Consider the following 22,204-nt stretch of genomic DNA (forward strand, 5'->3'; position numbering starts at 1 on the left):
TGGCGGTATCTGTGTTGAGGCTTGAAAGTCAATGAGTCGATTTAAAGACGCTTACGATTCATGAGTTTATTTCTCGCTTAGATGTCATTGATTATTATGGATTGTCTAGCCGACACTGAGTAATAGTCTTCGTCGCAAGAAAAGGATCAAAAAAAGCCAGCGATTAGGCTGGCTTCATTCAGTTAGCTATTACTTGTTAAAGATTAGCCGTTTTTAGGTGGATCAAATGCCGTGAGTTCTAATACTGGACCTGTGTATTTTTCAATCTTCACAAGCGCAGAGTTTGCAGCACAGCCATTCGCCAAACGAGAAGTCGGGATATCCAACGTAAGCACGTTACAGCCACCGTTTTTACATAGACCTGTGTCTTTATCTAAATCAGGCCAACCGCCTTCATGGATACATACAGAGCCTTGTTTGATGCCATCCGTCACTAATGCACCCACCAATACTTGTCCACGACCATTATGTGCACGAACCAAGTCACCCGTTTTAATGCCTCGAGCTTTCGCATCTTCAGGGTGAATTGAAATCGGCTCACGGTCTGCAATCGCATACTCTTCGCGGATCTTCGCGTAGTTGAACTGGCTATGCAGACGGTGCGCGGCGTGCGCTGTCATCAGTTGCAGTTCGCCATCTTTAGCGTTGCCTGTGTACTCTGTTGGTTCTAACCAAGTTGGGTGTGCAGGGCAATCATCTAGTTGGTAACCTTCAATGGTTCTTGAGAATATCTCGAACTTGCCACTTGGTGTACCTAGTGGGTTCATGATTGGGTTCTCACGAAAATCAGCGTAACGAACAAACTGTGCGTTCTTCTCGTTCCACTTCATCTCGATCAACTGATTATCTTCCCAGAACTTGCTGAAGTTAGGCATTACGATACGCTGACCACGACCACCTTGCTGTGCGGTTTTGTAAAAACCATACAGCCATTCCATCTCGGTCTTGCCTTCGGTGTACACATCACGACCACCCGGAGCAAGTAACTCAGACATGTCCGCAAATACATCGAAATCGTTACGAGCTTCACCTTGTGGCTCAACCACTTTCTTCATTGGCACTAAGTGTTGGTTACTGTAGTCACCCGTCATCGTCATATCATTACGTTCAAACGATGTAGTAATTGGCAGAACAATATCCGCGTGCTTAGCTGCTGCTGTCCAGTAAGGTTCTGAGATAACAATCAGCTCAGGCTTTTGCCAAGCTTTGATCAAGCGGTTGGTATCTTGGTGGTGAGTAAAGTTCGCACCGCCTGCCCACCAGATCATTTTGATCTCTGGGAACGTTAGGTTGTGACCATTGTGATGGTAGCTTGAACCCGGGTTTTCTAGCGCTTCAACAATACGCGCTACAGGGAATGCGTTCACAGATCCTGAAACAGCCCAATCGTTACCCGCCGAAGAACCACCGCCAAGTGACGCTGAAATCGCAGGAAGTACGCCTGCATCACGAGCAGGGTTACCACCGTTTGAGTAGTGGTAAGAAAGACCGAAACCACCACCAGGCAAGCCAACTTGACCTAGCATTGTCGCTAGCGTAACCAACATCCAGTGACGTTGTTCACCGTATTGTTGACGCTGCATACCCCAGCCAGACATCAGCATAGTACGGTTCTTACTGAAGATATCCGCAAGTAGCTCAAGCTGCTTCACTGGCACACCACAGATCTCAGACGCCCACTCAGCAGATTTTTCTACGCCGTCTTCCTTACCCATCAAGTAAGCTTCGAATACGTCGTAACCTGTTGTGTATTTACCCAAGAATTCTTTATCGTGCTTGCCCTGTTTCACTAACGTGTGTGCGATACCCATCATCATGGCTACGTCAGTCATTGGGTGAGGAGCAATCCACTCTGCGTTGTCACCAAAAAACTCGATAGTCTCAGAGCGCATTGGGTCAATCGCAATCACTGTCTTGCCCGACTTCTTCAACTGGTGGAAGAACTCAAGACCTGCACAGTCGGTTGAGCTCCAAGCGATCTTCAAGGTGTTAATTGGGTTTAGGCCCCAAAGTACCACCACATCACTGTGCTCAAGGATAACTGGGTAAGTCGTCTGCTGTTCATACACCTCAATCGAACCCACAACGTGCGGCATGATAACTTGCGCAGCACCTGTTGAGTAATCACCTAAGTGACCAGAGTAACCACCAGCCATGCTCATGTAACGTTGTAGAAGCGTTTGCGCTTTGTGCAGAACACCACTTGAACGCCAGCCATAAGAGCCTGCGAATACAGATTCCGCACCGTGCTCTTGACGAATACGTGAGTGTTGTTGGTGAATCAATTTGTACACTTCATCCCAAGAGATACGAACAAATTCATCACTACCACGTACACCTTCAGGTGCAGATGGGTTAGCCAAGTAGCCTTTACGAACCATAGGGTACTTAACACGCGCTTTGGTGTGTACTTGATCAGGGCCTGTGGTCTGCAGGCTATTTGGAACCGTTTGTGCCAGTGCATTCGTCGTCGACACTAACTTGCCATCTTTCACTTCACACAGCATTGGTCCCATACGACCTGATGTTAGAACACCAGAACCACGTTTGTCCGAAGCAATTGCGCTCATCGGCGTCAAAGATGTGAATGCCAACGCACCAGCTGTAATACCTGTGCCTTTCATAAATCCACGACGTGTCATATTAGTCATAATTTTATCCTTCTAATTCTCTTTAGTGACCAACAACGTCTTTCGCGTGGTTTTGGAAGTACTTAGTCAGCAGCTCAAGGTTTTGCTCAGAAATGTCTGTACGGTCGCCCATACTTTTCGCAACAGGTCCCCAAGCATTCACAGTGAAGTGGTTTGAAGGAATTTTCGCGTGACACGTTGCACAGTAAACGTTGTCCAACTCTTCTGCGTAAGACCAGATTGGGTCTAGTTTATCGACAACTGGAGAAGTGATATCACCCGTTAGCGCAACTGAACGCCACTCGTTACCGTAAGCATCGGCTTTATAGTCACCAGTAGTCAGTGCTTCTTGACCTTTGTCTGTCAATGTCGCAACGATTGCACGTTGGCCTTCACCGAAGTAAAGCACTTGCTCTGCACCTTTCATTTGGAATGCATTCAAAGTCACAGTACGGTTGTCGCCTTCAGCCTTGACCACTTGCAGTTCTGCTGTTGGGTTTACACTGCCGAAGTCACCCATTGCGATATCGGTTACTGGGTAAACCACTTTCGCATCTGCTGGCGTGTTTTTCGTAAATGCGATCAGGGTATCGAACGCTTTGCTATCTAGCTGAGCTTCAGGAGCAAAATGTGCAACGCCTTTGTGACAATCGATACACGTTTGATTATTTTCACGACCATAAGCATGCATTTTTGCTGCATCACGAGATTGCTCGAACTCTTCCATTGCATCGAATTCGTGACAAGAGCGACAAGCCGCTGAGTCATTCTCGCGGAATTGAGCCCAAACTGTCTCAGCCATCTCTTCACGGTGTGCTTCATATTTCTCAGGCGTGTCTATCTTACCTGAAATAAATTCGTGGTAGATGTCTTTGGACGCTCTTACTTTGGTGATCACGTAGTCAATCGGATCTGTTGGAATGTGGCAATCGGCACATTCAGCTCGAATGCCTTTTGCGTTACTGAAGTGTACAGAACCTTGGTATTCTTTGTGGGGTGCTTCCATTGTGTGACAAGAAACACAAAACTCAGTGCTCGATGTATAGTGCATAACGGCTGCAGTTCCCCCTAAGGTTAACCAACCAATACCTATACCAACCGCCGCTATTAGTGCGATATAACGTTTTTTTATTGTCATAATTCTTAATCATCTTCAACAATTGGTTACAATTAAGATCAGAATAGTACTTTAGGGGTAGATCAGTTTGATTTGGAGCATAAATCGCATTCTGAGGAACAAAAATTGAACCTTTATGAGAACCCAAGGTCACTTCACGAAATTATTCCCCACCAGATACAATCACCCACCAAATAAGAAGCAGCGGTTAAATATTCATTATTGACTAATCCAACATCAACGAGACAAAACGGCTTTCTAAGTCAAAGAAGTAAATTGTAAATCTATTACAATATTGGCTATCTATTTTTCATAAACTCCTCACTCAATGAACCAAACAGAATTCCAACAAAAAATGGCGAGTTTCACCTCGATTGAACAAGCGCTTGATTACTTCGAAATTGGGTTTGATAGCAAGTTCATCAACCAAAATAGAGTCGAGCTTATGAAACGCTTTAATGGTTATCTGATCCTGTCAAAACCCGATGATTGGTTCTCAGGAAGAAGAGCGCTGAAAAACGCTTATTGTAAGGTTCAACGCAGCAAGTTAGATCGCCACACACGTTCAGCCTGTCGTGGGTGTACAACTTGTCAGCGTCGATAGATAGGAAGTACTGCTCAAAGTAGAGAACTAAAAAGTAGATAGTTGAAATAACATCTCATTACGATTTAGTTAGTGGTTTGCTCGAAAAAAAGTGTGCTAGTCTTACGGCAACTCAACTACGAGATAAAAACTACAATGAAAATTTTCAGCAATTTCGAAAGCGGCAACATTCACGTCGTTTCTGCAGATTCACCACAAAACATTCAACTGACGATCCCAGCAGACTACCAAACTGAAATCTCTCAGTGGTTTCACTTCCGCTTAGAAAGTGAAGCTCAACAATCTCACCACTTTGAAATCGGTCAATTGGCAACATCTGCCTACCCTGAAGGCTGGAAAGATTACGATGTAGTTGCATCGTATGACCGTGAAGAGTGGTTCCGTATCCCATCTCAGTTCGATGGCGATACATTAAGCTTCGATATCATCCCTGAACACGATTCAATGTACTTCGCGTACTTCGCGCCGTACTCATACGATCGTCACCAAGATCTTCTGCACAATGCTCAAACGCACCCTGCTTGTAAGCTTGAAACTCTAGGTCAGACGCTAGACAACAACGACATCACTTTGCTAACCATCGGCGAGCCAAGTGAAGAGAAGAAAAACATCTGGGTTATTGGTCGCCAACACCCTGGCGAGACGATGGCTGAATGGCTGATCGAAGGCCTGCTACAACGCCTACTTGATGAAACAGATACGGTTGGTCGCTCTCTTCTAGACAGCGTTGTGTTCAGAGTTGTACCAAACATGAACCCAGATGGCAGCATCCGCGGTCACCTGCGTACTAACGCGATTGGCGTAAACCTGAACCGCGAATGGCAATCACCTTCTATGGAACGCAGCCCAGAGGTATTCCTTGTTCGCGAGCGTATGCTGGAAACGGGCGTTGACCTGTGTCTAGATATTCACGGCGACGAAGCGATTCCATATAACTTTGTAGCAGGTAGCGAAGGCACACCTTCTTACAACGAGCGCATCGCGAAGCTAGAGAGCCACTTCAAGCAAGCACTGCTCACTATCACGCCAGAGTTCCAAGATGAATTTGGTTACGATAAAGACGAACCAGGCAAAGCAAACATGACAGTTGGCACAAACTGGATTGGTGAGCAATTCAAGTGTTTGGCTTACACCGTCGAGATGCCATTTAAAGATCACATCAGTCACGCTGACGAACTTTACGGCTGGTCTCCAGAACGAAGTGTCGCGTTTGGTCACGATATGCTAGCCGCAGTTTGGGCTACAGTAGACGAGCTATAAGGCGAACTAAGCTCATTAGCTTTACCTGTATCGCCTTTGGTTTATAAGAATCTGGGCTATAGATAGAACAAAGCCCAGCACTTGTGAAAGTGCTGGGCTTTTTAATATCGGCTTGGATGAGTGAATCTAACTTTAAAAGCTTTCTATGCCACTCTGAGGCTAGCAAAAAACACTGGGTATCTTTGCCTAATGTGGCGTTGTTCAGACACCATATCTTTGAAGCTCGGACCTTGTGATAACTGAACGATCACTTCGTCACCTTCTTGTCGCAATACAGCACCGCTAATATCGATACTGTTGTTGTCATGCAACCTCAAGGTGCCGGCCATTGAAAAGCCACGATAAACCGGAATGATGTTACGCATCATCAGGCGTACACCCTTTTCAGAAACTTCGCTGACATGAAAAAGCTCATCCTTAATTCGCATCACCGGACGAGCCTTTTGAGGGTACTTTAAGCGGTAATATTTGCGTTTCTGGGTGAATGAATCTTCACGCATTAGTGACTCCCTGTCTCTGTTATTTCGGTCAAGCAATAGGCTGTAGCTTCAATTGGTCTCAAATAAACACATTCACCAAATTGATAGCTAATAATTATATCGACTTTCCGAGCTAATGCTTTAGAGATTTATACAGAGAAACACGGATTGCTTAGCATTCAGTAAAAAATGAGAACTGAATCGGAAATGAAAACTAAGATGGAAACGAGAACTAAGCCGGAAATGAACTGAACCAATAGCTAAAAACCCAATTCTTCGCATCGCACCCTAAAGCTGAAACAATGCCAACTGAATGCTGAAGCCCACGAATAGAATCCCACACACAATGTTCATCATTTGCGAGGTGCGCTTTTGAACTAACAAGCGCTTAAAGGTATCCGCCATTAAGATCACAACTAAGAACCACATCGACACCACTGACGCTTGAATTGCACCAAGTATCAAACTGTCTGTCACAATCGCATCTGTTGAAACAAATTGAGGGAATATAGAAAGATAAAACAGGACAATTTTAGGATTCAGTAGATTAGTGAGAAGCCCTTTGAAAAATTGCTTATAAAGCTTACTTCCCGATGCACTGACCACAGAGAGCACGCCCTCTTGAGCGCGCAGCGCCGCACGAAAATGGTTATACCCAAGCCAGACAAGATACAAAACCCCAGCCCACTTTAGCCCTTCAAAGGCCATGGGAGTGTTCGACAGTAATAAGCTTATGCCGTTAGCCGAGATAAAGGCATGAAAAAAGAAACCACATGACACGCCCAACACGTTCACAAATGCGAACAGCTTCCTTTGAGTTAAGGCTGTGCTTAATACCAACAGCGCATTTGGGCCCGGGATAATGGCAATAAAAAACACGATAACGATAAACAGCCAGATACTGTCCCAACTCATTTCGATCTCATTTCATGAACATTTTTAGGGCGGACATTGTACGTCCATTCAGTGCCATTACAATATGATAAACGCTTAATTATCGCGTATAGCTAACAGACATAATTCGCGCGTATAATGAATGTGTTTATCGTCTAACATACAAAACTGATTCTCTAACATTTGTAGCCCTGATAGACTCCACCTCCTTTTTGATACTTGGTTCATTTATGTCATTTGATAGCCTAACCCTTAACGCAAAAACCGTCTCCGCGCTCTCATCTCAATTCAATAAGCCGACAGAGATACAGCAAGCGGTAATTCCTACCATTATTGCGGGGAAAGACGTACTCGCATTGGCTCAAACGGGCAGCGGTAAAACATTGGCGTTCGGCTTACCTTTACTGAATAACATCAACCAAGATGTGAATGAACTGCAAGCACTGATCATTGTTCCAACCCGTGAACTTGCATCTCAAGTGACCAAATCTTTAGAACCGATCGCGACAACGCTCAATATCAAATTGGTAACGCTAACGGGCGGCGTAAATACTGATGATCAACAGCAACAATTATCGACTAAATCACAATTAGCCATCGCCACACCGGGCCGCCTACTTGCTTTAATCAAAAGTGATGAACTGGATATAGCTCGGTGTTCATCATTGGTTCTTGATGAAGCCGACCGCCTGATCGACATGGGATTTTGGCCAGATATTCAAGCGATTACTGCAGCACTACCAAGTAAACGTCAGTCACTGTTGTTCTCTGCGACACTTCCGCCCGAATTAGTAGGGCAAGCTGAAGAGCTTCTTTTAAATCCAGTTAAAGTCACGACACATCAAGAAAACAGCGTGGTCGCGACTATTGAAGAAACCCTGTATTTAGTGAACAAAGGCAGTAAAGCTCAAGCGCTCATCGCACTACTCAATCAACACACATGGCCGCAAGTATTGGTATTTATTGGCGCAAAAGACAATGCCGATGCATTAACCAAACGATTGAATAAAGCCAAAATCAGTGTGAGTGCGTTACATGGAAATAAGAGCCAAGAAGAACGAGAGCAAGCATTAGAAAGTTTCAAAAATGGCGAGACTCGTGTGCTTATCGCGACAGACGTGATGGCTAGAGGCATTCATATTGATCAGTTACCTGTCGTAATTAACTTCGAATTACCTTCTCACTCAGCAACTTACGTACACCGCGTTGGTCGTACAGCAAGAGCAGGAAGTACTGGCTGCGCGGTCTCTCTGGTTAGCCACAGCGAAACTGACTACCTCAATGCGATTCGCACCTTGACCAATAAGCCGTTAGTGCTGCAACCATTAGAGGGTTTCCCGGTTACCGACAAACCTGCATCTGAAACGACCGCTCGCAAGCGTCCACCTAAAGATAAAATGGCCAATCGAAGAACAGCTAAAAAGAAAAGCATTAAGCAATTTAAAAGCAAACCAAATAGCTCTAAGTAACCAGAAATAGAATGGTCAGCTCAGTTTGTACTGGGCTTTTTTATATGCAACAAAATACAAATTCACACCCGAAAACTTCCCTAAAGTTGCCAACTTAAATGACACTTTTGTGAATTATGATGCCAACGTATTGATTCTTGGTTGCTCAAAAAAATACTCTTAAATCACGTTGACGCCCCTATATCTAGCAACTAGATTTTTCTATTAGTGTCTACAACAGGAGGTCATTGAAATGAAACGTGCTAGCTCTACATATCGATTACAACTGATTAAGGAAGTGGCAACTCGCCGAGATCGTCAACGTTCCAATGACCCGATGGCAAACTACATACAAACCCTAATAGATAATAAAGATGATTGTGATACTTCGGTTGAACGCAACCAGAGGTTCAGTGGCAGTCATTTTGATGAGCACATAGGTGGTTGGGTAAGTGACCACTGGGGTAACAAGTAGGACAAAGAGAGTAATCCAACCAGCATAATCGCTGTAGAATTCGTCTCCGCATTAACCTATCATCTGCAACAATTCCCTATCCTAGAGTAAGCAGAAAGTGTCTGAGTTAAAAAGAGAAAAAGAAGTGATGGTTGCCTTCCAAGTGATACCTCGCGTTAAAGAAGGCAACAACTTCGAAGTGGTTGATAAAGCCATTGAAGTTGTGAAAGCTGCCGATGTGCCTTTCCAAGTCGGTGCGATGGAAACTACGATGAAAGGTGAACTCAACCAATTACTCGATATCGTTAAAAAAGCAGAACAAGCTTGCTACGATGCAGGGGCGGTAGAAGTGATCACAAACATTAAGATTCACAGTAAAACCACCGAGGCCGATGATACATTTTGCACGTACCATCGTGGTGTAACGAAAGCGAATCACATGTTTGTTTAATCACATTTTTGTTTCTGAAAACTGAGCTTTAAGAAAGGCTCTGAAGAACCAGTGGTGTTATTGGAAAGGCATGTCTGAGAGGTGAGAAAGGATTTCCATTCGTTCTTCTTCTGACATCGAATGCCAATCACGCGGAGTCTCTTCAGGGTCATCTTTTGCCCCGATCGGTTTTCGGTCAAGTGCTTTGACTGGCTCTTTTTTGATTTTTACGTTCTTTTTATTCATACCGACACCACTCCTTCAGGTACAAAGGTACCTACTTTAATATTACACCCCAACCATTATGTAAAGTAATAGTTACTTCGGAGTTAAATAAAATCTAAATACTTCCTCTTTAGCCAAAAAGATCTCTTTGGGGACTGGTATTTCCCTCTTCATCGACCTGCTTACCAATCAAGTTTTTTTGATTCATTATTTTTCTTCTATAGCGCTGACGACACAGCTTTATCACGTGCAATTGTTCTGACGGTGTCATCGACATCCAATTAAAGCGCTCTTCTCTCTTGCGCATACAACCGTTGCAATAGCCTTTGTCATCGCTTGAACAAACCCCAACGCAAGGGCTTGGAACTTGGAAAAACTCTAACTGCTCCACCATGCCTCCTTACACATTCAAAATTACGCTTACTCTCTCAAAAATAAGCGATTAATTTGTCGCCTGGATCATGAAATCCATACTAAACTATGACCTTATACTGACACATATAGTGTTTTGTAAACTATACTTTGAACCCATCAAGTTACACTTATCCGGTAACTTCGTTCTTTCCTTTGGAGCCTTATAATATGAAGTTTAGTTCAAAAAAATTACTAGCAGTAGCCGCTTTACCTATGATGCTAGCAGCATGCACAACAACAGGTGACAACGCGATGCAAGTAACACCAACCGATCTACAGCACCATAATTGGGAACTTGCGCAAATTGATGGCAAGGACATTGTGAAAAGCGAAGACCAAGCAGCTCCTCGTCTAGAGATCGGCGAAAAGATGACTGCAAACGGCATGGCTGGTTGTAACAACTTCTTCGGTCAAGGCGAGCTGAAAGACGGTCAATTCCGTATCAAGCAAATGGGCATGACAATGAAAATGTGTCACGGCTCTGCGATGGAAATCGAACAATCGGTTTCTGCTACTCTAAGCGAGTGGAGCGACGTAACGCTAACAAACGATACGCTAGTACTGAAAAACGATGTACACACGCTAACGTACACAATTCGTGACTGGGTAAACTAATCCGTCATCGAAACCAAATACTGATTAAAGGAGCCTGATGGCTCCTTTTTTATTGTCAGCTTGCCCTCACTACTTCTTCAAAATTGACACTCATCGCCGACTTTTCGTACCAGCCTCCAATAAACCTCAAAAATCTCTCATTTAGATGCAATAAATTCAACGGTTCAGCGGTCTGTTGCTAGGATGGCAAAAGCCTAGAGTCTGTCGAGTTTTCGAGGTGATTACAGATCGAACAAAACTCAACCGAGAACTCCCTGCTTGTTCTCAAGTAATTGATTGAATTTACTGTTGAATTAGAATTTATTTCAGAAACAGATAGAATAACTATTAGGGCATGTTGATCTTTCGTTAACCACGAAGGGTCAACACGCCCTAGGTCGTTTGAAAATACAATGCTCTTGCCCGTTCACTACCAAATGGAAAAGTTTATGAACAATATAGTAAGTACGTTAGGAATCATGGCAACCGTTGCATACAGCGCAACCATTTATGCTGATGAAGCAACATCCATCGACAGCTGGAACCAAATAGAACAGCAGGCAGAGGGAGAAACTGTCTACTTTCACGCTTGGGGCGGAAGCCAAGAGATCAATCGTTACCTACAGTGGGCAGGCAAGAAATTACAAAGTGACTACGGTGTCACGTTAAAGCATGTGAAAGTGACCGATATTGCGGAAACCACCACTCGACTGCTTGCTGAAAAAGCAGCAGGAAAGAACAGTGAAGGCAGCGTCGATATCGTCTGGATTAATGGCGAGAACTTCCGCTCGATGAAAGACAACGCGCTATTGTTTGGGCCATTTACAGAGTCACTTCCAAATTGGCAGTATGTCGATAAGTCTCTGCCGATTGATGTTGATTTCTCAGAGCCGACAGAAGGCTTGGAAGCACCGTGGGGCGTGGGACAACTGGTGTTCATTCATGACCAAGAAACACTTCACAACCCGCCACAATCATTCTCTGAGATGTTAAGCTACGCTCAGGCTTTCCCGAACCGCTTAAGCTACCCTCGCCCACCAGAGTTTCATGGCACGAGCTTCATTAAGTCACTACTGATTGAACTAACAAACAATAACCCTGCGCTGGCTCAGCCGGTTTCAGAAGACAACTTCCAAGAAGTAACGGCACCACTGTGGGCTTACTTAGATAAATTCCATAAAGTGGCGTGGCGCGGTGGAAAGCAGTTCCCAGCAGGCACATCGGAAAGCATCCAACTTCTGGATGACGGACAGATCGATCTCGCGATTACGTTTAATCCAAACTCTGTTTATTCAGCACAAGCCAGTGGTCGCTTAGCCGAAACCACTAAGGCTTATGCTCTAGAAAGCGGCGCTCTATCTAACATTCACTTCCTTGCGATTCCTTGGAACGCCAATGCAACCGCGGGTGCTCAAGTGACCATTAACTTCTTACTGAGCCCTGAAGCACAGTCTCGCAAGGGGGACCTCAATGTTTGGGGCGATCCTTCGGTTCTGAGCAGCAAGTACCTCACTGGCAGCGCTAAAAACACCCAGCAATTTAAATCGGTTGATGAACCACACCCTAGCTGGCAAAACGCGCTCGAGAAAGAGTGGCTTAAGCGATACGGTAACTAGTCTTCATGCTACGCGCTCTATATTTTGTTGTTATAGCTGTATGCATTATCCCGACCATTCCTGGGGTAGCGGGAGTCGTGGCTTCGTCACTGAGTTTCATCCCGCCCCTTGGTTTAGAGGAGCCGACACTCAACGGTTTTAGCCAAGTCTTTCAATGGGAAGGGGCTTGGCACTCTATTGGCTTAAGCCTAGGTTCAGCAATTGCAAGCAGCTATATAGCCTGCTTCCTGACCTTTTGTATTCTTCAAGCCTCTTGGGGAAACAAGTTTTGGAGAAAGATTGAGTTTACACTATCGCCAATGCTTGCCATTCCACATGTAGCTTTCGCTATCGGCTTTGCTTTTCTGTTTAGTCCAACGGGGCTTGGCGCAAGAGCGGTACATCACTTGCTCGGCGAATCGGCTACCAGCTCTGAATTGGCGTTATTGGTGAAAGACCCATACGCGTTCGGCTTAATTATTATGCTCGCACTCAAAGAAGTCCCCTTCTTATTGCTGATGAGCATTTCGATACTTCAGCAAATTGATGTAGAGCGTATCACCAAGGTCAGTGCATCGCTCGGTTACAGCCGCGCTCAGATCTGGTGGAAATGTATTTTCCCACAATGGTTTACTAAGCTTCGTTTCCCAATGCTGGCGGTACTCGCTTACAGTGTCTCGGTTGTCGATATTGCTTTGATCATAGGCCCAACCAACCCGCCGACCTTTGCCGTTTTGGTATGGCAATGGTTCAACGATCCGGATCTTAACCTACTTCCGCGAGCTGCTGCTGGTGCCATCGTTTTGTTTGGTTTAGCTTCGTTGATCATCGCCTTGGCGCGTTTAGTTGAATGGGCGGTTCTTAAGTACTTTCGAACTTGGCAGTATTCCGGAAGAACAGGGGAAAACCTTCCGGGGAAAACGGTATTCACTGTCCTTGCTAGCCTTTCACTGCTGATCATTCCTTTAATGGTAATTTGGAGCGTTGCTCAGCGTTGGCGCTTCCCTGATTTACTGCCGAGCCGCTACAGCACGCGCTTCTGGGAGTTCGAGTGGGAAGGCATCATGAGCACCGTTGGTCAAAGCTTATGGATTGGTCTGATTGCTGCTTCAATCGCTTTGTTGCTTGCGCTGGTTGCTCACGAATACAGAATCAAATACAAGTGGCAAGTTCCGGGCTTCATTATCGCTATTCCAATGCTAATACCGCAGCTTTCAGTGTTGTTTGGTATGCAAGTCACGACCCTCTACATCGGCAGTAGTGCCTATGAGTTCTGGGTGATTTGGGCGCATGTTTTCTTTGCTTTCCCGTTTGTGTACCTGTCTTTGGATGGCCCGTGGAAAAGCTTCAATGATGGGTTGATTAAAGCCTCGCTGAGCCTAGGTAAATCGCCATTTCAGAGTTGGTATTCGATCAAACTACCAATCTTGCTTCCTGCGATTGCCTTTGCTTGGGCGGTCGGGATCAGCGTGAGTTTGGCCCAATACCTTCCAACATTAATGCTCGGCGCGGGCCGTATTAGCACGATCACCACAGAAGCCGTTGCACTTACCAGTGGTTTCGACCGCAGGGTGACAGCAATCTATGCCATTTGGCAGGCCCTATTGCCTCTGTTCTTTTTCTCTTTAGCGATATTAGTCAGCCGACTTCAACTGAGATATCGCCGTCTTACTTTTAAAGGTTTCCTAAGTAATGAGTCTGTACCTCAACGACCTCGCCATCCGTAAAACCGATGGAGATTCGCTGTTCTCAGCGCTAAACGTCACATTAGAATCTGGCCAAATACTGGCTTTGATGGGGCCGAGTGGCTGCGGAAAGTCGACCTTACTGGATGCGATTGCTGGTCACTTAAGTGAAGATTTTTCGTACTCTGGCACCGTTGTGTTGAACAATATTCAGCTCGACGAGCTTCCATCACATCAGCGTGAAGTCGGTATTTTGTTTCAAGATGACTTGTTGTTTCCGCACCTCAAAGTATGGGAAAACTTGGCCTTTTCGTTACCGAACTCTGTTAAAGGTTCCGCTCGCCAAAAACAAGCAATGGCTGCACTAAAAGACATAGAGCTAACTCACTTAGCTGAATCTTTCCCGGATCAAATATCCGGCGGTCAACGCGCAAGAATAAGCTTGACTCGTATGTTGTTAGCCAAGCCTAAACTCGCCCTGCTTGACGAACCGTTCAGTAAGTTAGACCAAGAGCTCAGAGCACAATTTCGCGATTGGGTCTTCGAACAGCTGACCAAAGCGAATATCCCTACATTAATGGTCACGCACGACGAAGCCGATGTACCTCAAGGGGCAGAAGTACTGTCTTGGCCATGGAGAAGTAACCATGCTGGATAAGTACTCCATTAAGGTCATTAAGTGGCCATTAAATCAGTCTGCTAAGTTACTAAACCAATTGGGTATCACGGCCAATAAAACCACGTTATTCGGATTTCTGATTGGGTGTTTAGCGTTTCCAGCGTTGGCATTTCAACAATATGAGTGGGCGTTAGGCTTCATTGTGTTTAATAGAGTATGTGATGGGCTTGATGGAGCCTTGGCTCGAATCCAAGGCATTAGTGATGCGGGCGGTTTCCTCGATATCAGCCTAGATTTCCTATTCTACTCGCTGATCCCTTTTGGATTTGTCATTGCCAACCCAGAACACAACGCCATTGCCGGTGCATTTTTGATCTTCTCTTTTATCGGCACAGGCAGCAGCTTTTTAGCGTTTGCGGTTATGGCAGGCAAGCGAGGCATTGAAAACCCAGTCTATAAGCATAAGTCTCTGTACTACATGTCAGGGCTAACCGAAGGCACTGAAACCATCGCCTGTTTCATCGCGTTTTGTATTTGGCCTCAACACTTTGCGGTTATCGCTTACACCTTTGGTGCAGCTTGTTGGCTAACCACGTTCATGCGTATTTATTTTGGTTTTCAGACACTAAAAAACCAAGCTAGTTAATAAATGAGTTAGTTTCTTGCACCTATAAAAACGCCGCTCATTGTGAGCGGCGTTTTCTATATTAGTATGGATAATGCCCGCTAAATCATGACATCAAGCTTCAGCTGAAGCCGTGATTTTAAACCTCAATACCTTTAGGCTTGAATCAAGGTCGACATCGACAAACTCAGGCGGGTTGTCCAGACGCTCAATGAACTCAACGCTTGGTGCTTCTTCTGCCATCGTCTCAATCAGGAAGTTTGGTGATACTGCTGGTGAGTTCACACACGCAATCACTTCACCGCCTTCAGTTAGAAGTTCAGGCAAACGACGTAAGATTTTTTTGTAATCTTTGGTTAGAGCAAAGCTGCCTTTTTGGAACGAAGGTGGATCGATGATAACGAGCTCGTAAGGACCGCCCTTCTTGATTTTCCCCCACGACTTAAAGATATCGTAGCCAAGGAAGTTAACCGAGCGCATATCGTGTTCATTCAGACGGTGGTTATCGCGACCTTTGTTTAGCGAGCCACGTGACATGTCCACGTTCATGCATTGACGAGCGCCACCAGCGATAGCCGCGACAGAGAAACCACAAGTGTATGCAAACAGGTTAAGAACGTTCTTATCCTTGGCATTATCTTGTACCCACTGACGACCATTACGCATGTCTAGGAACAAACCGAAGTTCTGATTACGGCCAATGTCTAATTGGTACTTAAGGCCATGCTCAACCACAACCGGAGAGTCATTCAACTCACCCCATAGAACCTCTGAAGGCGCACCATCGGCATAACGGTGTTGCAGAACAATGCTTGTGCCCTGCTTTGATTGCCAGATATCTTTGTTGGTGAGTTCAACCAATCCAGCTTTAAGAGATGACAAGAATTCATCGTCGACTTCTTTAAACACGTTAACCAGTAGCTGTCCATCAACCCAGTCACATGTCAGTTGCTCTAGACCAGGCCAAAACTTACCGCGCCCGTGGAAAATACGGCGTAGTTCGTTTGGTACTTCATTAAGTTGCTGTTCAATATGACTAAAAAACAGAGGTAAAGCTGATGCTTCCATTATTTCACTCACTTAGTGTTTAGCTTTGGCCAAGTTAATGACCAAGGTTCAAGCCAACTGTCCAAACCGTTCGACACGGTTTCTTGATGCCACTTCTCACCCAAGGAGTTTAGGCTTCTTGGATCGCAGACATATTCGTAGGCTTGTGATTGATAGGCAAATCGAATCGCGAAGGCATGCAGATAACCTCTGTCAGCCTCACTCGATGGATTATAAATAGGGTCACCAACAATGGCTGAGCCGATCGACTTCATCGCGACACGGATCTGGTGAGTTCGCCCCGTATAGGGTTTGCATAACAGCAGACGCTCACCGGGTTCAGCCGTTGCTGATAAAAACTGAGTAATCGCAGGGTTCTCTTTGGATGTCAGAAGTTTCCAACTTGAGCGTCGTGAGCGCTCCATGTCTCCTGAGATCAAACCTTGCTTTTTCTTTGGCTTCTTAGAACCGATCGCAAGGTAGTATTTCTCTACTTCACGCTTTGCAAATAGCTGTGAAAGCTCGCTCGCCGCCGACGCATTTTTTGCCAGCAGCAGAATGCCCGAAGTCATTTTATCTAGTCGATGAACGAGATACAACTTAGGCTCATTAATTGCCTTAGCAACTTCTTGAAGCAACATGGTATCGCCATCGTCTTTGTGGACGCTGACTCCAGGGTGCTTATTGATAAGTAAAAAATCAGAGTGGTTCAGAAGAATATCGAACATTAAAGGCTAGCTCCATTGTAGAACGTGGAGTATACCTCGTCTGAACCCAGATTCCAGCTACGAAAAAGCCCAACTCACTCAATAAATATTGAATCGTTGGGCTTCTTTTCAGCAACTAGCGATCAGTGCGTGGTCTTTACTCGATTACCAATAGGTAAATAGAACCAAGCTACCGCTTTACCCCAGTTTAAACTTACCAACTAATGCTTCTAGCTCAGCAACCTTAGCGTTCAAGCCTGATGTATTTTCGGAGCTACGAGTTGCTAGCTGCAGAGATTGCTCAGAGATATCGCTAATCGCGGTAATGTCCGCTGCAATTTCTTTGGTCACAGCCGTCTGTTCTTCTGCCGCAGTCGCAATAGAGTTAACCATGCTTTGTACATTGCCCGCACCGCTCACAATCGCTTCTAGAGCCGAAACAGCACCTGAGCTTTGCTCAACACCAATCTCAACTAAACGACAGTTATCTTGAGTGTAAGTCACCGCTTCTTGAGTGCCCGATTGAATCGATTGAATGATGCCCGAGACTTCTCGTGTCGCTTTGGTTGTTCTTTCTGCTAGCGCTCGCACTTCATCGGCTACCACAGCAAAACCACGACCAAACTCGCCTGCACGTGCCGCTTCAATTGCAGCGTTAAGAGCTAACAGGTTAGTTTGCTCAGCAATGTCTTCGATTACCTTGATAACGCTACCAATCTGCTCACCGTGAGAACCTAGAGTATTCATTTGCAACGACATATCGCTCATTTGAGTCGACACTTGTTGAATACTCGCCACCATCTCAACAATCACGTTGCGGCCATCTTCTGCAGAGGTTTCTGAGCGACGTGCTTCTTCATAAGTTGAAGTACCTTGCTGCGCCACTTCAGAAATGGTCAAGCTTAGCTCTTCAGCAGCCGTTGCAATCAAGTTAGCTTTGTCTGCTTGAGCTGATGCACCAGTAACGATGTCTTGGCTAATAGAAGAGAGCTCCCCTGTCACCGATTGGACTTGGTGAGTCACAGACGAGATTGAACCTAATAGGTCTACTAGTGATTTCTGCATCTGGTTAATCGATTTAGCCAGTTCAGCCAATTCATCACCAGAATCATCAATAATGTCGCCTGCCGTTAGGTCACCATTTGCTACACGTCGTGCTACTTGTTCTACACGAGTAAGACGATTGGTAATAGAGCTAGACAATAGATACGCAATCACACAACCAAAGACAATCGCAATAGCAGACAACACCATGGTGGTGCGCTCGATGGTAGTAAACGTGTCGGTTAGTGTCAGTAGTGACTGTTCTGTATCTGCGCGCTCACTTGCTGACGCTTGATCCAGTAAGTTCTCAATAGGGATAAGATTGCTCTCATACAAAGATCGTAGCTGTTGAATATTGGCTAGTAGCGCAGCTTCATCATTGATCTTCGGCACAAGCTTTGATTCAAACTCTTGAGTGAAACGCCCCATCAGGTCTTCAATTCGCTGAATACGGCGGTGGTCTTCCGAACCTCTACTCTCCAAACGCTTAGCCTGCTCGATAGCTTGAGCAAATTCGTTCTTGTTGGTTCGATAATCATTGAGTGCATTATCGACCAGAGTGATTGCACCAAGCGCATCTCGATATACATCACCCGCTTCATCAATCAGTACCAGGTAGGTAACAGTACCCGGAACATCGTCCATTCTAATTTCATCTGCGCTCTGGTGCGCGCCGATAACTTCTATCCATACAATACTGACTAACGTAACAAGCACCGCCAATATAGAGCCAAAACCGGCATACAGTTTCTTTCTCACTGACAATTTCACACAACACCTACCTAAATTAAATACCGATCAAAAATTCTTGATATTCAATATATCGGCTAGGTGACGGATAACTTTAGTGAATGTAATGTTTTATTTTTTGATAAGAATTAAGTATTTGAATAAAAAAACGGGAGCCATTGGCTCCCGTTTCTTAACTTACTTTAGCTCGCGATTGTAGCTTCTTAAAACTATAGCTTCTTAGAGATAAGCGCAGAGCCAGCAATAATACCAATACCTAGTAGCATGATTGCACCTTTACCGCTGTCGAAGCCAGAAGAGATACCCATGAATGCAACGATTGCGATAGCTACTGGGATGATGTACTTAACTAGCGTGTACCATAGACCGAATAGTGGGAAAGATACTTCACCATCGTTAGTGATTTCTTTCTCTAGGTCAGCACGGTTTAGTCTCCAACCAGCGAAGATACATACTAACATACCGCCAACCGCTAGGAAAATCTTATCCGTTAGTAGGTCGAAAATGTCGAACGCGCCAGTATCAAACAGTGTTGGACCGAAGCCGCCAAGTGATAGAGAAGCGAAGATACATAGAATCGCCATTACAACACTTGCAGACAGTACCGCTGTTACACGCTTCATGCCTTTCTCATCGATTAGGTAAGAAACCACAACTTCAAGTAGAGATACTGAAGATGTTAGTGCCGCAACACTCAAACCAACGAAGAACATAAGAGCAAATAGAAGACCAACTACGCCGCCCATTTCAGCGAACAGCTGAGGAACAACAACGAATACTAAACCAGGGCCCGCTGCAGGTTCCATACCGAACGCGAACATTGCAGGGAACATTGCAACACCAGCTAGAATAGCAACACCAGTATCCATTGCGGTTACCATTGCTGTTGTCTGAACTAGGTTCTCTTTCTTCTTAAGGTAAGAACCGTATGTCATCATACAACCCATACCAAGACTTAGAGAGAAGAATGCTTGACCTAGAGCGGCTAGAATTACATTGCTGTCTACTTTAGAGAAGTCAGGACTGAATAGGAACTCAAGACCAGCCATCGCGCCCGGAAGCATAATGCCTTTGATAGATACTACAATAAGGATAATGAAAAGAAGCGGCATCAGGATCTTACCTGCTTTCTCAATACCACCAGAGATACCTTTCATAACGATAACAACGTTAAGTAGTAGATATAAGCCCATCCACATTAGTGGTTGAACTGGGTTTGAGATAAAGCCACCAAAGCTATCACCAATTGCTTCTGGTGCGTCTAGAAGACCACCTGCAATTTTACCGATGTATGCGATTGACCAACCGCCTACTACTGGGTAGAAACCCATGATAAGTAGACCACTGAATACGCCGATAACGCCAGCGAACGTCCAACGACGGTCAGTTGTTTTAAATGCACCTACTGCTGATTTTTGCGTATGACGGCCAATCGCAAATTCAGTCAGCATGACACTGAAACCAATAAAAATTACAAAAAACAGGTAAATGGCAACGAATGCACCACCGCCACTTTCGCCTGCTGTGTATGGGAATTTCCAAATGTTACCTAAGCCAACAGCAGAACCTGCTGCAGCCATTACGAATCCTAACTTCGAACCCCAGGTATCGCGGGGTGTTGTGGTTGTATTACTAGTAGCCACGTGTACTCCAAACTTTTGTGTTATGTGATGTTGTGTTTTGCTTTGGGTGGCGTCTTTAAAAGGAAGGTGTATACAAAAGTTTACATACCTAAAAGATTTGATTGACGCTCGTTGTCTAGCAAGTAAACCAGTTTAAGAATAAAATTGGAAGCCCGAACCGTACAAATTTCGTTGCCAATGTAAATTTTTATGGTTAAATGCCGCCTTTTCATACAAAACAATCGTTTTCGTCTTAAGTTAACCAAAACTTAACAACTATTACCTATTTACAGCTTTTGCTCTATTTTGTAAATAGTTGATTCCTTAAATTCCCATATCCGCAAAATAGCATTACTATCTAAGTGTCTCTTTTTTCGAGTATTCAATGTGGAAAAGTTCTACCATTTTTTAACTTTAGCTTCTGTCGCTTTGTACTGGGTACTGGTTGCCGGTGTGACCTTCCGTGTTGTACTAAAACGGCGCTCTGTCAGCGTTTCTCTCGCGTGGTTGATGGTTATCTACATTATCCCAATTGTAGGTGTCGCTTGTTACTTCCTTTTTGGAGAGCTAAACCTAGGCAGAAAAAGGGCTGAACGCGCTCATCGTATGTTTACCCCTTTCGGCGACTGGTTCCGTCAATTGAATGATTGCCAACTTCACCAACCAGGGAAAGTCGGCTCCCCTATCCATAAGATTGACGAACTTTGTAACAATCGAATGGGCATCCCTGCGCTCAGTGGAAACACTCTATCGCTGCAATCTTCACCAAACGAGATCCTACACGCAATTATCGAAGATATAGAAAATGCACAAACCAGTATCAAGATGGTTTTCTATATTTGGCATCCAGGTGGCCTGACCGATTCGGTTGCCTCTGCGCTGATTCGCGCTGCAAAACGTGGCGTAGATGTTAAAGTTTTGCTCGATTCAGCAGGTAGCCCACGCTTTTTCAAAAGCCACTGGCAGTCAATGATGAAGGACGCAGGCGTTCAAGTCGAACAAGCACTAGAAGTGAGCCCATGGCGTATTTTTTTACGTCGCCTAGATTTAAGACAACACCGCAAAATCATTGTGATTGACGAGACTATCGCCTATACGGGTTCAATGAACATGGTCGATCCTGCTCACTTCAAACAAAGTTCCGGCGTTGGTCAGTGGATTGATGTAATGGTCAGAGTGACTGGGCCAACCGTTAATGTTTTATCCGCTATTCATGGCTGGGATTGGGAAGTTGAGACTGGTGAACGCATTCTCCCTGATATACCTGAATGCCCAGTTGAAGAAATCATGACACATCATCCGGTTCAAGTAGTGCCGTCTGGCCCTGGCATGCCGGAATATTTGATCTTACAAGTACTGACCATCGCCATCAATCAAGCGAATCATTCTGTACGTATTACTACACCTTATTTTGTGCCAAGTGCTGACTTACTCGAAACACTTAAGATGACAGCTCAACGCGGCGTAACTGTAGAACTGATCATTCCACACAATAACGATTCACTAATGGTTAAATGGGCTTCTCGTGCGTTTTATACCGAGTTGCTTGAAGCTGGCGTGAAGATCTATGAATTTTACGGTGGCCTTCTTCATACCAAATCGGTAGTGATCGATGAAGAGTTTTGCTTGATCGGAACCGTCAATATCGACATGCGCAGTTTGTGGCTCAACTTTGAAGTGACTCTGGCTGTGGATGATGTGCATTTCACGCAAAAACTGTCTGAGCTGCAGAAATCTTATATCGCTTCATCCCACTCTGTAGAGTTAGAACAGTGGGAGCAAAGAAACCTTAGTAATCGCTTCTTTGAGAGGCTGTTCTACTTGTTCAACCCACTCCTATAATTCCAGCAATGAGTCGATTATGGCTCGTTGTTTCCCCATCGATCATTTTTAACCTTTCACTGTTAACTGAGTGAAAGGTTAAAAATCGTAAGAAAAGCGCAAAAATCCCCGCTCCGCTC

Annotated in this window: 21 protein-coding genes; 11 read left to right on the top strand and 10 right to left on the bottom strand. The window is 44.9% G+C overall.

Annotation, left to right across the window (positions count from 1 at the left end; translation table 11 throughout):
- Positions 1-203: 203 nt before the first annotated feature.
- Together ACED46_RS01540 and ACED46_RS01545 are read right to left on the bottom strand one after the other, a co-directional pair.
- Complete coding sequence (locus ACED46_RS01540) at positions 204-2,651, bottom strand: molybdopterin guanine dinucleotide-containing S/N-oxide reductase (protein WP_017060333.1); 2,448 nt, start codon at positions 2,649-2,651, stop codon at positions 204-206.
- Positions 2,652-2,673: 22 nt separating this feature from the next.
- Positions 2,674-3,768 carry a NapC/NirT family cytochrome c gene (locus ACED46_RS01545; RefSeq protein ID WP_371720792.1) on the bottom strand — a complete coding sequence of 365 codons (1,095 nt, stop codon included), beginning with the start codon at positions 3,766-3,768 and terminating at the stop codon, positions 2,674-2,676.
- A gap of 307 nt (positions 3,769-4,075) precedes the next feature.
- On the opposite strand from ACED46_RS01545, the gene ACED46_RS01550 reads away from it, so the two are divergent.
- Positions 4,076-4,351, top strand: a complete 276-nt coding sequence (locus tag ACED46_RS01550) for a nitrogenase-stabilizing/protective protein NifW (protein WP_017060331.1) — start codon at positions 4,076-4,078, stop codon at positions 4,349-4,351.
- 135 nt (positions 4,352-4,486) lie between these two features.
- A complete protein-coding gene (locus tag ACED46_RS01555) occupies positions 4,487-5,611 on the top strand; it encodes a M14-type cytosolic carboxypeptidase (protein ID WP_017060330.1) in 1,125 nt (374 codons plus the stop codon).
- Between the two features lie 143 nt (positions 5,612-5,754).
- Here ACED46_RS01555 and ACED46_RS01560 read toward each other — a convergent pair whose 3' ends face one another.
- Together ACED46_RS01560 and ACED46_RS01565 are read right to left on the bottom strand one after the other, a co-directional pair.
- Positions 5,755-6,111 (bottom strand): hypothetical protein, encoded by a 357-nt coding sequence (locus ACED46_RS01560; protein ID WP_017060329.1) that lies wholly within the window; start codon positions 6,109-6,111, stop codon positions 5,755-5,757.
- Positions 6,112-6,378: 267 nt separating this feature from the next.
- Positions 6,379-7,005 (bottom strand): LysE family translocator, encoded by a 627-nt coding sequence (locus ACED46_RS01565; protein ID WP_017060328.1) that lies wholly within the window; start codon positions 7,003-7,005, stop codon positions 6,379-6,381.
- 209 nt (positions 7,006-7,214) lie between these two features.
- Here ACED46_RS01565 and ACED46_RS01570 point away from each other — a divergent pair, with 209 nt between their 5' ends.
- From ACED46_RS01570 to ACED46_RS01580, 3 genes are all read left to right on the top strand, one after another.
- A complete protein-coding gene (locus ACED46_RS01570; RefSeq protein ID WP_371720793.1) occupies positions 7,215-8,453 on the top strand; it encodes a DEAD/DEAH box helicase in 1,239 nt (412 codons plus the stop codon).
- Between the two features lie 232 nt (positions 8,454-8,685).
- Positions 8,686-8,907, top strand: a complete 222-nt coding sequence (locus tag ACED46_RS01575) for a hypothetical protein (protein ID WP_017057116.1) — start codon at positions 8,686-8,688, stop codon at positions 8,905-8,907.
- Positions 8,908-9,034: 127 nt separating this feature from the next.
- Positions 9,035-9,337, top strand: a complete 303-nt coding sequence (locus tag ACED46_RS01580) for a thiamine-binding protein (protein ID WP_017065764.1) — start codon at positions 9,035-9,037, stop codon at positions 9,335-9,337.
- A gap of 57 nt (positions 9,338-9,394) precedes the next feature.
- On the opposite strand, the gene ACED46_RS01585 is transcribed toward ACED46_RS01580, so the two are convergent.
- Positions 9,395-9,562 carry a hypothetical protein gene (locus ACED46_RS01585; protein ID WP_017060325.1) on the bottom strand — a complete coding sequence of 56 codons (168 nt, stop codon included), beginning with the start codon at positions 9,560-9,562 and terminating at the stop codon, positions 9,395-9,397.
- 109 nt (positions 9,563-9,671) lie between these two features.
- Positions 9,672-9,935, bottom strand: a complete 264-nt coding sequence (locus tag ACED46_RS01590) for a DUF1289 domain-containing protein (protein WP_017060324.1) — start codon at positions 9,933-9,935, stop codon at positions 9,672-9,674.
- A 188-nt stretch (positions 9,936-10,123) separates the two neighbouring features.
- Here ACED46_RS01590 and ACED46_RS01595 point away from each other — a divergent pair, with 188 nt between their 5' ends.
- The 5 genes from ACED46_RS01595 to ACED46_RS01615 all read left to right on the top strand — a co-directional run bounded on the left by ACED46_RS01595 (position 10,124) and on the right by ACED46_RS01615 (position 15,094).
- A complete protein-coding gene (locus tag ACED46_RS01595) occupies positions 10,124-10,570 on the top strand; it encodes an META domain-containing protein (RefSeq protein WP_004734625.1) in 447 nt (148 codons plus the stop codon).
- A 428-nt stretch (positions 10,571-10,998) separates the two neighbouring features.
- Positions 10,999-12,165, top strand: a complete 1,167-nt coding sequence (locus ACED46_RS01600; RefSeq protein WP_017068055.1) for an ABC transporter substrate-binding protein — start codon at positions 10,999-11,001, stop codon at positions 12,163-12,165.
- A 5-nt stretch (positions 12,166-12,170) separates the two neighbouring features.
- The gene (locus ACED46_RS01605) at positions 12,171-13,871 is read left to right on the top strand and encodes an ABC transporter permease (RefSeq protein WP_371720794.1); all 1,701 of its coding nucleotides are present in this window, start codon (positions 12,171-12,173) and stop codon (positions 13,869-13,871) included.
- Complete coding sequence (locus ACED46_RS01610) at positions 13,837-14,487, top strand: ATP-binding cassette domain-containing protein (protein ID WP_017068056.1); 651 nt, start codon at positions 13,837-13,839, stop codon at positions 14,485-14,487. Before ACED46_RS01605 ends, ACED46_RS01610 begins: the two co-directional genes overlap by 35 nt.
- Positions 14,477-15,094 carry a CDP-alcohol phosphatidyltransferase family protein gene (locus ACED46_RS01615; protein ID WP_371720795.1) on the top strand — a complete coding sequence of 206 codons (618 nt, stop codon included), beginning with the start codon at positions 14,477-14,479 and terminating at the stop codon, positions 15,092-15,094. Before ACED46_RS01610 ends, ACED46_RS01615 begins: the two co-directional genes overlap by 11 nt.
- A 93-nt stretch (positions 15,095-15,187) precedes the next feature.
- Here ACED46_RS01615 and ACED46_RS01620 read toward each other — a convergent pair whose 3' ends face one another.
- The 4 genes from ACED46_RS01620 to ACED46_RS01635 form a co-directional block, all read right to left on the bottom strand.
- Complete coding sequence (locus tag ACED46_RS01620; protein WP_017068057.1) at positions 15,188-16,141, bottom strand: class I SAM-dependent methyltransferase; 954 nt, start codon at positions 16,139-16,141, stop codon at positions 15,188-15,190.
- Between the two features lie 8 nt (positions 16,142-16,149).
- A complete protein-coding gene (locus tag ACED46_RS01625) occupies positions 16,150-16,848 on the bottom strand; it encodes a TIGR01621 family pseudouridine synthase (RefSeq protein WP_017060318.1) in 699 nt (232 codons plus the stop codon).
- Between the two features lie 177 nt (positions 16,849-17,025).
- Complete coding sequence (locus tag ACED46_RS01630) at positions 17,026-18,642, bottom strand: methyl-accepting chemotaxis protein (RefSeq protein WP_371720796.1); 1,617 nt, start codon at positions 18,640-18,642, stop codon at positions 17,026-17,028.
- 188 nt (positions 18,643-18,830) lie between these two features.
- Positions 18,831-20,264 (bottom strand): sodium-dependent transporter, encoded by a 1,434-nt coding sequence (locus ACED46_RS01635; RefSeq protein ID WP_050546918.1) that lies wholly within the window; start codon positions 20,262-20,264, stop codon positions 18,831-18,833.
- 366 nt (positions 20,265-20,630) lie between these two features.
- On the opposite strand from ACED46_RS01635, the gene cls reads away from it, so the two are divergent.
- Positions 20,631-22,085: a cardiolipin synthase gene (cls, locus tag ACED46_RS01640; RefSeq protein WP_371720797.1), complete on the top strand. Its 1,455-nt coding sequence runs from the start codon at positions 20,631-20,633 to the stop codon at positions 22,083-22,085.
- Positions 22,086-22,204 lie beyond the last annotated feature (119 nt).

The organism is Vibrio sp. 1S139 (assembly GCF_041439475.1).
Lineage (GTDB): Bacteria > Pseudomonadota > Gammaproteobacteria > Enterobacterales > Vibrionaceae > Vibrio > Vibrio crassostreae_C.

Bases quoted from the DNA above. Each gene is read 5' to 3' on its own strand.
- ACED46_RS01540 (WP_017060333.1), bottom strand. From the start codon at position 2,651: ATGACTAATATGACACGTCGTGGATTTATGAAAGGCACAGGTATTACA.
- ACED46_RS01545 (WP_371720792.1), bottom strand. From the start codon at position 3,768: ATGACAATAAAAAAACGTTATATCGCACTAATAGCGGCGGTTGGTATA.
- ACED46_RS01550 (WP_017060331.1), top strand. From the start codon at position 4,076: ATGAACCAAACAGAATTCCAACAAAAAATGGCGAGTTTCACCTCGATT.
- ACED46_RS01555 (WP_017060330.1), top strand. From the start codon at position 4,487: ATGAAAATTTTCAGCAATTTCGAAAGCGGCAACATTCACGTCGTTTCT.
- ACED46_RS01560 (WP_017060329.1), bottom strand. From the start codon at position 6,111: ATGCGTGAAGATTCATTCACCCAGAAACGCAAATATTACCGCTTAAAG.
- ACED46_RS01565 (WP_017060328.1), bottom strand. From the start codon at position 7,005: ATGAGTTGGGACAGTATCTGGCTGTTTATCGTTATCGTGTTTTTTATT.
- ACED46_RS01570 (WP_371720793.1), top strand. From the start codon at position 7,215: ATGTCATTTGATAGCCTAACCCTTAACGCAAAAACCGTCTCCGCGCTC.
- ACED46_RS01575 (WP_017057116.1), top strand. From the start codon at position 8,686: ATGAAACGTGCTAGCTCTACATATCGATTACAACTGATTAAGGAAGTG.
- ACED46_RS01580 (WP_017065764.1), top strand. From the start codon at position 9,035: ATGGTTGCCTTCCAAGTGATACCTCGCGTTAAAGAAGGCAACAACTTC.
- ACED46_RS01585 (WP_017060325.1), bottom strand. From the start codon at position 9,562: ATGAATAAAAAGAACGTAAAAATCAAAAAAGAGCCAGTCAAAGCACTT.
- ACED46_RS01590 (WP_017060324.1), bottom strand. From the start codon at position 9,935: ATGGTGGAGCAGTTAGAGTTTTTCCAAGTTCCAAGCCCTTGCGTTGGG.
- ACED46_RS01595 (WP_004734625.1), top strand. From the start codon at position 10,124: ATGAAGTTTAGTTCAAAAAAATTACTAGCAGTAGCCGCTTTACCTATG.
- ACED46_RS01600 (WP_017068055.1), top strand. From the start codon at position 10,999: ATGAACAATATAGTAAGTACGTTAGGAATCATGGCAACCGTTGCATAC.
- ACED46_RS01605 (WP_371720794.1), top strand. From the start codon at position 12,171: ATGCTACGCGCTCTATATTTTGTTGTTATAGCTGTATGCATTATCCCG.
- ACED46_RS01610 (WP_017068056.1), top strand. From the start codon at position 13,837: ATGAGTCTGTACCTCAACGACCTCGCCATCCGTAAAACCGATGGAGAT.
- ACED46_RS01615 (WP_371720795.1), top strand. From the start codon at position 14,477: ATGCTGGATAAGTACTCCATTAAGGTCATTAAGTGGCCATTAAATCAG.
- ACED46_RS01620 (WP_017068057.1), bottom strand. From the start codon at position 16,141: ATGGAAGCATCAGCTTTACCTCTGTTTTTTAGTCATATTGAACAGCAA.
- ACED46_RS01625 (WP_017060318.1), bottom strand. From the start codon at position 16,848: ATGTTCGATATTCTTCTGAACCACTCTGATTTTTTACTTATCAATAAG.